10 protein-coding genes, 1 rRNA gene and 1 riboswitch are annotated in these 11,925 nt (G+C 40.7%); all 11 genes read left to right on the top strand.

Annotation, left to right across the window (positions count from 1 at the left end; genetic code table 11):
* Positions 1-25 precede the first annotated feature (25 nt).
* Positions 26-568, top strand: coding sequence for a hypothetical protein (locus tag DXB91_RS10455; RefSeq protein WP_015534191.1), 543 nt, complete (start codon positions 26-28; stop codon positions 566-568).
* 93 nt (positions 569-661) lie between these two features.
* Positions 662-1,081, top strand: a complete 420-nt coding sequence (gene rpsL / locus DXB91_RS10450) for a 30S ribosomal protein S12 (RefSeq protein ID WP_004850608.1) — start codon at positions 662-664, stop codon at positions 1,079-1,081.
* Positions 1,082-1,247: 166 nt separating this feature from the next.
* On the top strand, positions 1,248-1,718 hold the full coding sequence (gene rpsG / locus DXB91_RS10445; protein ID WP_004850607.1) for a 30S ribosomal protein S7: 471 nt from the start codon (positions 1,248-1,250) through the stop codon (positions 1,716-1,718).
* Between the two features lie 92 nt (positions 1,719-1,810).
* Positions 1,811-3,928, top strand: coding sequence for an elongation factor G (fusA, locus tag DXB91_RS10440; RefSeq protein ID WP_071849530.1), 2,118 nt, complete (start codon positions 1,811-1,813; stop codon positions 3,926-3,928).
* 201 nt (positions 3,929-4,129) lie between these two features.
* Entirely contained in the window at positions 4,130-5,317 is a 1,188-nt protein-coding gene (gene tuf, locus DXB91_RS10435; RefSeq protein WP_004850603.1) for an elongation factor Tu, read from the top strand.
* Positions 5,318-5,765: 448 nt separating this feature from the next.
* Positions 5,766-6,569: a hypothetical protein gene (locus DXB91_RS10430; RefSeq protein WP_147343983.1), complete on the top strand. Its 804-nt coding sequence runs from the start codon at positions 5,766-5,768 to the stop codon at positions 6,567-6,569.
* Between the two features lie 683 nt (positions 6,570-7,252).
* The gene (locus tag DXB91_RS10425) at positions 7,253-7,822 is read left to right on the top strand and encodes a helix-turn-helix domain-containing protein (RefSeq protein WP_118017914.1); all 570 of its coding nucleotides are present in this window, start codon (positions 7,253-7,255) and stop codon (positions 7,820-7,822) included.
* 161 nt (positions 7,823-7,983) lie between these two features.
* A riboswitch (purine riboswitch) is annotated at positions 7,984-8,082 on the top strand.
* A 91-nt stretch (positions 8,083-8,173) separates the two neighbouring features.
* Positions 8,174-9,547, top strand: coding sequence for an NAD(P)/FAD-dependent oxidoreductase (locus DXB91_RS10420; RefSeq protein ID WP_118017912.1), 1,374 nt, complete (start codon positions 8,174-8,176; stop codon positions 9,545-9,547).
* Between the two features lie 277 nt (positions 9,548-9,824).
* Positions 9,825-10,190, top strand: a complete 366-nt coding sequence (locus tag DXB91_RS10415) for a MurR/RpiR family transcriptional regulator (RefSeq protein ID WP_243003558.1) — start codon at positions 9,825-9,827, stop codon at positions 10,188-10,190.
* Positions 10,187-11,158: a Gfo/Idh/MocA family protein gene (locus tag DXB91_RS10410; protein WP_118017910.1), complete on the top strand. Its 972-nt coding sequence runs from the start codon at positions 10,187-10,189 to the stop codon at positions 11,156-11,158. Before DXB91_RS10415 ends, DXB91_RS10410 begins: the two co-directional genes overlap by 4 nt.
* A gap of 522 nt (positions 11,159-11,680) precedes the next feature.
* Positions 11,681-11,925, top strand: a 16S ribosomal RNA gene (locus DXB91_RS10405); the annotation flags it as partial.

Here is an 11,925-nt window from a genome sequence, read left to right as displayed (position 1 = left end):
TTTAGTAAGAAAGAAATGGAATAATATGGCTGCTGTAAAGAAAATCAATAAAGAAGGTATATTAGAAGCGGCGTATAACCTTGCCAGAAGAGAAGGAATTGCCGCAATAACAGCAAGAAAACTGGCAAAAGAGATTTCCTGTTCAACACAACCAATATATGAGAATTTTGTTGATATGGGAGCTGTTATAGAGATTACAACAGAGCGTATAAATGAGGTTTACGGTTCCCTGAAGACAAGTCTGTGTAAGAAAGAGAATGCGGATTATGTCAGCCAGACCACTATTGTCTGTGAGTTTGCAGACAGTGAGAGGGTGTTGTTCAGACAGCTCGTTGCAGACAATGACTCGGGACATGGACTGTTTAAGGATACCAGGACAGAGAAGATGTTAGTTGAGACACTTCACTGTGATGAGATTGTTGCAGATCAGATAAATGAGGAAATGCACAAATATATAATGGGACAGGCGTTTCTTGTAAATGAAGGTTATACAGAATTTGATCAAGCCAGACTGGCAATGGAAACAGAGAGAGTCTTTGAGTTCGTTAAGAAAATATTTGTCAAATAAATGCTTGACAGAGAAAATACTCGACTATATAATGATAAAGCATGCGTAAAAACATGCTTTATCATTTTAAATTTATATACAGGAGGTGAAAACATGCCAACATTTAACCAGTTAGTTAGAAAAGGAAGACAGACAGTAGAGAAGAAGTCAACTGCACCAGCTCTTCAGAGAAGTTTCAACTCACTTAAGAAGAAGCCAGTAGAGACAAGCTCACCACAGAAGAGAGGAGTTTGTACAGCAGTTAAGACAGCTACTCCTAAGAAGCCTAACTCAGCTCTTAGAAAGATCGCCAGAGTACGTCTTTCAAACGGAATCGAAGTAACAAGTTATATCCCAGGTGAGGGTCATAACCTTCAGGAGCATAGCGTTGTACTTATCCGTGGTGGAAGAGTAAAGGACTTACCTGGTACAAGATACCATATCATCAGAGGTACTCTTGATACAGCAGGTGTAGCAAAGAGACGTCAGGCTCGTTCAAAGTATGGTGCAAAGCGTCCTAAGGATGCAAAATAAAACATGCTAGAACACAATTCTAATTTGTGCTGGTAAGGTCATGTTTTTATATAGATAATAATTCAGATAGAAACAGTTAAGACAGATAACAGCACGAACACATTCCATAATTATAGAGAGAATGTGAGTACCGAAGATTTAATAAATAATTAAGGAGGGAAGAACCGTGCCACGTAAAGGACATATCGCAAAGAGAGACGTATTAGCGGATCCAATTTACAACAATAAGGTCGTTACAAAGCTTATCAACAACATTATGTTAGATGGTAAGAAGGGTGTAGCACAGAAGATCGTCTACGGTGCATTTGATCGTATCGCAGAAGAGACTGGTAAGCCTGCATTAGAGGTATTCGAAGAGGCTATGAACAACATCATGCCACTCCTCGAGGTTAAGGCTAGACGTATCGGTGGTGCAACATACCAGGTACCTATCGATGTAAGACCTGACAGAAGACAGGCTCTCGGACTTCGTTGGTTAACAGCTTTCTCACGTGCAAGAAGTGAGAAGACTATGGAAGAAAGACTTGCGAAGGAGATCATGGATGCAGCTAACAACACAGGTGCATCTGTAAAGAGAAAAGAAGACATGCACAAGATGGCAGAGGCAAACAAGGCATTCGCTCACTACAGATTCTAATTGTCTGTGTGAGAATGCATTTGTATGCATGCTTATGTGTATATGGGACACAATAGATGTGTTACGAAAAATAGCAAAAGGAGGACAATCCGTTGGCTGGAAGAGAATATCCATTGGACAGAACAAGAAACATTGGTATTATGGCTCATATCGATGCCGGTAAGACAACTCTTACAGAGCGTATCTTATACTATACTGGTGTTAACTATAAGATTGGTGATACTCATGACGGTACAGCTACCATGGACTGGATGGAGCAGGAGCAGGAGAGAGGTATAACAATTACTTCAGCTGCTACAACATGCCATTGGACACTTGAGGATCATCACAAACCAAAGGCTGGCGCGTTAGAGCACAGAATCAACATCATCGATACTCCGGGACACGTTGACTTCACTGTTGAGGTTGAGCGTTCACTTCGTGTACTTGACGGAGCTGTAGGTGTATTCGATGCTAAGGCTGGTGTAGAGCCTCAGTCAGAGAACGTATGGCGTCAGGCTGACACATACAATGTACCTCGTATGGCATTCATCAACAAGATGGATAAAATGGGTGCAGACTTTTTCTACTCAGTTCAGACAATCATTGATCGTCTGGGCAAGAATGCAATTCCAGTACAGATCCCTATCGGAAAAGAGTCAGACTTCATCGGTCTGATCGATCTGTTCGAGATGGAAGCATACTACTACAAAGATGATAAGGGCGAGGACATCGAGATCACAACTATCCCTGATGACCTTAAGGAGCTTGCAGACAAGTGGCATGAGAACCTTGTCGAGAAGATCTGCGAGTTAGATGACGACTTAATGATGATGTACCTTGAGGGCGAGGAGCCATCAATCGATGAGATGAAGAAGGTTCTTCGTAGAGCAACTATCGCATGTGAGGCAGTTCCTGTATTCCTTGGTTCAGCTTACAAGAACAAGGGTGTTCAGAAGATGCTTGACGGTGTTATCGAGTACATGCCAGCACCAACAGATATCCCTGATATCACAGGTGTTGATCCAGACGGTAACGAGGTTGTTCGTCATTCATCAGATGATGAGCCATTCTCAGCTCTTGCATTCAAGATCATGACAGATCCATTCGTTGGAAAGCTTGCATTCTTCAGAGTTTACTCAGGTACACTGAACTCAGGTTCATATGTACTGAATGCAACAAAGGATAAGAAGGAGCGTGTAGGACGTATCGTACAGATGCATGCCAACGCTCGTAAAGAGATTGATAAGGTTTACTCAGGAGATATCGCAGCTGCTGTAGGTTTCAAGCTTACAACTACAGGTGACACAATCTGTGATGAGCAGCATCCAGTTATCCTTGAGTCAATGGAGTTCCCAGAGCCAGTTATCGAGCTTGCTATCGAGCCTAAGACCAAGAATGATCAGGGTAAGATGGGTGAGGCACTCGCAAAGCTTGCTGAGGAGGATCCTACATTCAAGGCTCATACAGACAAAGAGACAGGACAGACAATCATTGCCGGAATGGGTGAGCTTCACCTTGAGGTTATCGTTGATCGTCTTCTCCGTGAGTTCAAGGTTGAGGCAAACGTTGGTGCACCTCAGGTTGCTTACAAGGAGACATTCACAAAGCCAGTTGATATCGACAGCAAGTATGCTAAGCAGTCAGGTGGTCGTGGACAGTACGGTCATTGTAAGGTTAAGTTCGAGCCTATGGATCCTAACGGTGAGGAGACATTCAAGTTCGAGTCAACAGTTGTCGGTGGTGCTATTCCTAAGGAGTACATCCCAGCAGTTGGAGAGGGTATCGAAGAGGCAGCTAAGGCTGGTATCCTTGGCGGCTACCCAGTACTTGGTGTTTATGCTAACGTATACGATGGATCATACCATGAGGTCGATTCATCAGAGATGGCATTCCACATCGCTGGTTCTATGGCATTCAAGGAGGCTATGGCTAAGGCTGACCCAGTTCTTCTTGAGCCTATCATGAAGGTTGAGGTTACAATGCCTGAGGAGTACCTCGGTGATGTAATCGGAAGCTTAAATGCTAAGAGAGGCCAGATCGAGGGTATGGATGATATCGGCGGTGGTAAGATCGTCAGAGCATTCGTTCCACTTGCAGAGATGTTCGGATACTCAACAGAGCTTCGTTCATCAACACAGGGTCGTGGTAACTACTCAATGTTCTTTGAGAAGTACGCTCAGTGTCCAAAGAGCATTCAGGAGAAGGTTATCGCAGAGCATTCTAAGTAAGATATTTGACGAAAGACATTTTCCTGGTCTTTCAGGTCATATAAATAAAAAATTATATATGCTGGCAGGTTAAAGATTACATATCGTTAGCCTGCTGGTATAAAGAGATAAAAAATGGTTGAAAATCTCTAGTATTTTCTATATAATGATTTTTAGCCGAGTAACCCGCGTGGGGTAAAATTTTAAGGAGGATTTTATATCATGGCAAAGGAAAAGTTTAATAGAAGTAAGCCACATTGTAACATCGGTACAATCGGACACGTAGATCACGGTAAGACTACTCTTACAGCTGCTATCACAAAGGTTCTTTCAGAGAGAGTTGCTGGTAACACAGCTACAGATTTCGAGAACATTGATAAGGCTCCAGAGGAGAGAGAAAGAGGTATCACTATCTCTACAGCTCACGTTGAGTACGAGACAGAGAAGAGACATTACGCACACGTTGACTGTCCAGGACATGCTGACTACGTTAAGAACATGATCACTGGTGCAGCTCAGATGGATGGTGCTATCCTTGTTGTTGCTGCTACTGATGGTGTTATGGCTCAGACAAAGGAGCATATCCTTCTTTCACGTCAGGTTGGTGTTCCTTACATCGTTGTATTCCTTAACAAGTGTGATATGGTAGACGATGAGGAGCTTATCGAGCTCGTTGAGATGGAAGTTACAGAGCAGCTTGAGGAGTACGGATTCAATGATTGTCCTATCGTTAAGGGTTCAGCTCTTAAGGCTCTTGAGGATCCAATGGGACCTTGGGGAGACAAGATCATGGAGCTTATGGATACAATTGATTCATATATTCCAGATCCACAGAGAGATACAGATAAGCCATTCATCATGCCTGTAGAGGACGTATTCACAATCACAGGTCGTGGTACAGTTGCTACTGGTAGAGTAGAGGCTGGTGTAATTCACCTCAATGATGAAGTTGAGATCGTTGGTATCAAGCCAGAGATCCAGAAGACAACAGTAACAGGTATCGAGATGTTCAGAAAGCTCCTTGACGAAGGTCAGGCTGGTGATAACATCGGTGCCCTTCTTCGTGGTATCAAGAGAGAGGATATCGTAAGAGGACAGGTTCTTTGTAAGCCAGGTTCAATTACATGTCATACAAAGTTCACAGCACAGGTTTACGTTCTGACAAAGGACGAGGGTGGTCGTCATACACCATTCTTCAACAACTATCGTCCACAGTTCTACTTCAGAACAACAGACGTTACAGGTGTATGTAACCTTCCAGCTGGTACAGAGATGTGCATGCCTGGTGATAACGTAGAGATGACAATCGAGCTCATCCACCCAATCGCTATGAGCCAGGGTCTTACATTCGCTATCCGTGAGGGTGGTAGAACTGTAGGTTCAGGAAGAGTTGCAACTATCATCGAGTAATCTTTGATAAACCGCATAAATAAAGGATTTTCAGACCTTCGAGGGTTCGCCCTCGGAGGTCTTTTTTCTGCTTAAAAATGGGTTTTGACCCTATTTTGACCCTAATTTAGAGCAAAAAATAAGCTCTGACCCTACAAATGACATAAAAATCTCAGAGGGAAGATCTAAGGACAGGAGATTTACAGATAGGATATTAAGGGTACAGGGGATAAAATACTTTGACATACACGTAGATGCGTGTTAATGTGAATACAGAAAAAGGTGCTACCGATAGACGGTTAGCACACATGTCCCGATTATAGCATCCTGTAATTATGAGGGCAACACGGAAAAGTTGAAAAACGTCGAAAAATAAAAAACGTTATAGAAACTTTAAATAATGTTCAAACACAATTAGATACTTTAGTTAAAGAAACTCATAAAGCAATTATAGATACTCGAGTAGCATTTGAAAAAACAGATAAGGATAATATTATGTTTTGGAAAGGATAGCGACATGCGAAAAAAAAGTGCATTATTTTTGATTTGTTGTTTTATTATATGTTTAGTAGGGTGTGGTGTAAAAATAAAAACAGAACATTCACAGAAGAATTCTCAAGTAGAATTAACAAGTAGACAGAAGAAAATATTAAAGGAAGCGGGATTATCCACCAATTATGATGATTTGTTATCTTCACAGAGGATTGCAATCAAAAGAATTGAGGAATTATATAAGTATTTAGATAGTGAATATGATGAAGAATTTATTTATGAAGGTTATATTGCGCCAAACTCGCTACAAGATGAACAATTAATAGTTTATCCCCAAGGACTAACAGAAAGTGATATTGTAACAGTAACGGTTTCTAAGATAGATGATAAAGAGATTATAACTGATGATTATTTGAATCTATTATTAAGAGATGATTATGAATCATATATAAAAAATATTATAGTAAAAATAGTTAATTCAGAAAATGTAAAAGTATATTCAGAGATAACTGAAGTTAAAGATAAGAATAATTCGGAATATGATAACAATGTTTCTGCAATGAATAAAATCTTTATTCTCAACACAGATGATAATAAAGAAATGCTTGACAAGCTTAATAAGAAATACAAAGAAAGTTTAGAATCTCATAAACTGTATAGCGTTAATAAGTTTTATATAATGGAAGAAAATGCATTTGAAAAAATAACCAAGTATAATTATGATGAGTACTTGAATGATGATAATATAGTAGCAAAATTCAGATGTAGTTTATCTGAATAAAAAAATGAATCGTTAAATAATAAATGTAAAGCAGAAACAAAAATAAAAAGTGTGTCTAATAGAATGTGATATATAGTAGCTGAAAATAATTTCAATAATTGGAGATTATATATTGTAATAGCTAGATTTATAAGAATTATAATATAGAACATTGTTAAATATTATTTTGGGGAGTAAATGAAAAATTTCTACTCCCCGGTTATGGCAATTCCCAGTACAATGGTCCGGCGAATGGCAATGCCAATTACAATCCGAATGGCAATGCTCAGTATGGTGCCGGATATGGTGGTAATTATAAAAATAGCTAACTATTATTTGTATAGAAGAGACGCAATATAGAAGAAAAACAATAATATAATACGTATAGATCTATAATATGGCTGGGGTATTTATCGGCTACTGATAATAGTTGACTACGACAATAAAAATGTCGTGGTCAACTATATTTTTATGTATGGGACTTAAAATGATAAAAAAGACTAAACCTGATTTAGTGATCTGGTGCATTTACATATTAGCTGAAAATAGCCAATTCCCGCATCATGTCCTGTAAAAAACACTCGAAAAACACTATTCTGTCAATGAATGGGTCAAGTTTTTAGCAAAAGCTTGACATGTAGCATCAGCCCTTGCCGAAGGCAACTTAAAATGGGCTGATGTTCAATAGAAAGGAGGCAACAGATATGGATCAGAAAAAGACCGGTTTATTCCTAAGAGAACTGAGAAAGGAAAAACAGCTTACCCAGGAACAACTTGCAGAGTGGTTTGGAGTAACAAGCCGCAGTGTGTCAAGGTGGGAGACAGGCAGCAATATGCCGGATCTCAGTATTTTGGTGGAGCTGGCAGATTTCTATGATGTTGATATCAGGGATATCATTGATGGAGAAAGAAAGGGTGAGGACGTGAATAAGGAAGAGAAAGAGCGATTGCAGCTTGTAGCGGATTATGCAGAAAATGAGAAGAATACATTGCTGATGAGATTGCGTATAATCAGCATAGTGGGATTGGTTTCGCTCATTGCAGGACTGACGATGATGGTGATCAGCAGAGATAACAATCTTCCAGTCTATGATTATTTGATGGGGACGCTTATGGGAGTTGCTATAGGTGCGTTGCTGGTTGCGGTGTTCTATTCAACCGGAGTTTTAGAAAACATGAGGAAGCGGAAAAGAACGCTTATGAAAGTGCTTTTGGTAATAAGCATATTAATCCTGCTTGGAACATTCATCGCGGCAATCATAGCATCGTTATGATATATATAATGAGCATTGCGACGGTTGAGCTTGCGCAAACTAAATGTAATATGCTATAATTTTTAAGGATGCAATGTGGACGATCAGTTTGTGGCATCCACATGAGCACAGATATTTTGCGTGAGATATAGTAAATATGAATAGTGCAATCATTTTTTATGACGAAAGAATTACAATTATATATGTATAAGCCCATAATATGGTTGGGCGTATCTACCAGCTACCGATAATAGTTGACTACGACATGGATTGCCGTGGTCAACTATATTTTTGTGTAAAAATATGTGTGTGGATACAGAGTATGGATGGGGTTTTAACAAAAAATATAAAATGATTTTGGAGGGTGCGCGTATGAGGTATGATGTGATAATTATTGGAGCGGGACCAGGAGGAATATTTTCTGCATATGAGCTGACAAAGCAGGCTCCGGATCTCAAGGTTGCAGTGTTTGAGGCTGGACATGAGCTTAAGAGAAGAAAATGTCCGATAGACGGCACAAAGATCAAGAGCTGCGTGGGATGTGATAGCTGCTCGATCATGAGCGGATTTGGTGGTGCAGGTGCATTTTCCGATGGAAAGTACAACATTACAAATGACTTTGGCGGAAGTCTGTATGAGTACATTGGCAAGAACGAGGCCATAGACCTCATGAAGTATGTGGATGATATCAATATGGAGTACGGCGGAGAGGGTACGAAGCTTTATTCCACTGCCGGCACAAGATTCAAGACAGTGTGTCTGCAGAACAGGCTTCATTTGCTGGATGCCTCGGTCAGACATCTTGGCACGGACATCAACTATATAGTTCTAGAGAATCTGTATGCATATCTTCAGGACAAGGTAGAGTTTTATTTTGACACACCTATACAGACTGTGGAAAAGCTGGACGATGGAACATATAGTGTATGCTGCAAGAAGGGTATATTTGCTTGTAACAAATGTATCATATCCGTTGGAAGAAGCGGAAGTAAATGGATGGAGACAGTGTGCAAGGACCTTAATGTGCCTACAAAATCTAACAGAGTAGATATAGGAGTCAGAGTAGAGCTTCCTGCAGCTATATTTGCACATTTGACGGATGAGCTCTATGAGAGCAAGATAGTATACAGAACGGAGAAGTATGGAGACAAGGTACGAACTTTCTGCATGAACCCAAGGGGCGCCGTGGTTACTGAGAATACTAATGGAATCATAACGGTAAATGGCCACAGTTATGAGGATCCTGCAAAACAGACGGATAATACAAACTTTGCGCTCCTTGTGGCAAAGCATTTCTCAGAGCCGTTCAAGGACTCCAACGGATACGGCGAGAGCATAGCGAGACTCAGCAACATGCTGGGCGGCGGTGTAATAGTGCAGAGATTTGGCGACCTCATAAGGGGACAGCGATCCACCCAGAGCAGGATAGAGGAAGCGTTCATCACACCTACGCTCAATGCCACACCGGGAGATCTGAGCCTTGTCCTTCCAAAGAGAATCCTGGATGGAATAATCGAGATGATCTACGCTCTTGATAAGATAGCCCCAGGAACGGCAAATGAAGATACACTGTTGTATGGAGTTGAGGTCAAATTCTATAACATGGAGGTTGAAGTAGATGATAAGCTCGAGACAAGATATAAGGGACTGTATATCATAGGAGATGGCAGCGGAATAACACACTCCCTTTCACACGCATCTGCAAGCGGTGTATACGTAGCAAGAAATATTGCACATGGCGAATAAAACGAATAGATATTTATATAGAAGAAAGTCATTCAAAACAGAGTATCGTGATAGGGGTTCCGGATACTCTGTTTTTATTTGATAAATGAGTTTCAAGCGAAAATACATTTGTTTGACTGGATGGTAGAAGAATGGTAGAGTTGTAAATGGTATGAAAATAGATTTAAAGCCTACAACAAATATGAAAACAAATTTAACTGAGAAAATTGTTAGTGGCATTGTATAGAAGACACTATATGATGGATTATTTTCGAAAGAAGAAAGGAAATAGGAAAATATGGAAGGATCAGTTATAAATCAGATATGCGCATCTATGGATTCATTCTTTGATACAGAAAAGAAAATAGGCGATTATATCGTCAGGAATCCCAAGGAGGTTGTGGATATGACAGTCGGGGAGCTGGCAAAGGAGTGCGGTGTCAGCGAGGCCTCGGTGTCGAGATTCTGCAAACGAATAGAGCTGAAGGGATTTCACCATCTCAAGATATCGCTGGCGAGAGAACTCGTGGATGCCAAGGATGACGGAGAGATATCTGGACATATATCTGTGGATGATATGGAAGGTTCTCTGAGAGGAATACTGTCGAATAAAAGTGTATATACAATCCAAATACATAATTATATATGGAGGAAACAGACATGAAAGATATCAAATGGGCAGTTCTCGGAACAGGAGTTATTGCAAATGAGATGGCAGTGGCACTCAAAAAGAATGGCAGGAACATTTATGCGGTTGGTAACAGGACGTATGACAAAGCGGTGGCATTTGCTGAGAAGTATGGCATAGGTAAGGTTTATTCAGACTACAATGAGATGTTCACGGATCCGGAAGTGGACGTGATATATATAACGACTCCACACAATACACACATACAGTTTATGAGAAGAGCGATAGAGAATGGAAAACATATACTTGTGGAAAAATCTATAACATTGAACAGCGGTGAACTTGGAGATATGCTGGAACTGGCAGAGCAGCACAATGTGATCATAGGCGAAGCGATGACTATTTATCATATGCCTATTTACAGAAAACTTAAGGAGCTACTGGACTCGGGTGCACTTGGCAAAGTCAATCTCATAACCATGAATTTTGGAAGCTTCAAAGACTATGATATGAACAATCGATTCTTCAACAGAAACCTTGCGGGAGGGGCAATGCTGGATATAGGTGTGTATGCCCTGTCATTTATAAGGTGGTTCATGGACTCAAAGCCAGACAAGCTTCTTTCACAGGTTAAGCCTGCGCCTACTGGAGTGGATGAGCAGGCAGGACTTTTGCTTATGAATAAGGAAGGACAGATGGCAACCGTTATGTTGTCCCTTCACTCGAAGCAGCCGAAACGTGGAATGGTATCATGTGAAAATGGATATATAGAGGTGATGGAGTATCCAAGAGCGTGGGAGGCGAAGGTCACATACACAGATACAGGCAAAACTGAGATTGTTGCAGCCGGAGAAAATGCGGATGCCCTTGCGTATGAGCTTCAGGACATGGAGAGTGCGATATCCGGTGATGGAGATATGTATCTGGAATATACAAAGGATGTCATGGATATGATGACAGAGTTCAGAAGATCATGGCGATTTACATATCCAGAGGAAGAATAGGTAGATTGCCATATGTAGGGGAGGCTGTTTAGAACAATTGCACACAATTGTCAGATAAATAAAAAAAGTCCTTGACATAAGATTGCAGTGGTGGTATCTTATAAAAGCTGTCGCATGAGCAGGCAGCAGACGACAGCTTTTATAGGTATACAACATGATATGTCACTGAGACATGATTATAAATTACCTGAAAAAAGTTGTTGACATACACACTTCGGTGTGGTAATATTTAAAAGTTGTCGCCGAAGAGGTCAGACATCAGCAACCGAAAAGGTCTTGAAAAAAGATAAAAAAGTTGTTGACAAAGAACTTCAGATGTGATAACATATAGAAGTTGTCGCTGAGAGGCGAGAACACAAAGAACCTTGAAAAATTAACAACATGACAACCCTGAAATTCCAAACAAGAATTTCAAGAACGTCGGATCAGAGATGATATCAAAGATCCAACAAACCAATAACAGTAAAGATGGTTAGGAAAAATACAAGCTAGTATGATTTCTGACATAGGATTTACAAACTTTTTAATGAGAGTTTGATCCTGGCTCAGGATGAACGCTGGCGGCGTGCTTAACACATGCAAGTCGAACGATTGAAGCTGGAGCTTGCTCCGGCCGATTTAGTGGCGGACGGGTGAGTAACGCGTGGGTAACCTGCCTCATACAGGGGGATAGCAGTTGGAAACGATTGGTAAAACCGCATAAGCGCACGGTGCCGCATGACACAGTGTGAAAACACTCCGGTGGTATGAGATGGACCCGCGTCTGA

Origin of the sequence: Coprococcus sp. OM06-34AC (assembly GCF_003462545.1) — a bacterium.
In the GTDB taxonomy this organism is placed as follows: domain Bacteria; phylum Bacillota; class Clostridia; order Lachnospirales; family Lachnospiraceae; genus Coprococcus; species Coprococcus aceti.
Note: the sequence above shows the minus strand (reverse complement) of the source record. Positions and strands in the feature narration are given on the sequence as shown.

Bases quoted from the DNA above. Each gene is read 5' to 3' on its own strand.
- DXB91_RS10455 (WP_015534191.1), top strand. From the start codon at position 26: ATGGCTGCTGTAAAGAAAATCAATAAAGAAGGTATATTAGAAGCGGCG.
- rpsL (WP_004850608.1), top strand. From the start codon at position 662: ATGCCAACATTTAACCAGTTAGTTAGAAAAGGAAGACAGACAGTAGAG.
- tuf (WP_004850603.1), top strand. From the start codon at position 4,130: ATGGCAAAGGAAAAGTTTAATAGAAGTAAGCCACATTGTAACATCGGT.
- DXB91_RS10425 (WP_118017914.1), top strand. From the start codon at position 7,253: ATGGATCAGAAAAAGACCGGTTTATTCCTAAGAGAACTGAGAAAGGAA.
- DXB91_RS10420 (WP_118017912.1), top strand. From the start codon at position 8,174: ATGAGGTATGATGTGATAATTATTGGAGCGGGACCAGGAGGAATATTT.
- DXB91_RS10415 (WP_243003558.1), top strand. From the start codon at position 9,825: ATGGAAGGATCAGTTATAAATCAGATATGCGCATCTATGGATTCATTC.
- DXB91_RS10410 (WP_118017910.1), top strand. From the start codon at position 10,187: ATGAAAGATATCAAATGGGCAGTTCTCGGAACAGGAGTTATTGCAAAT.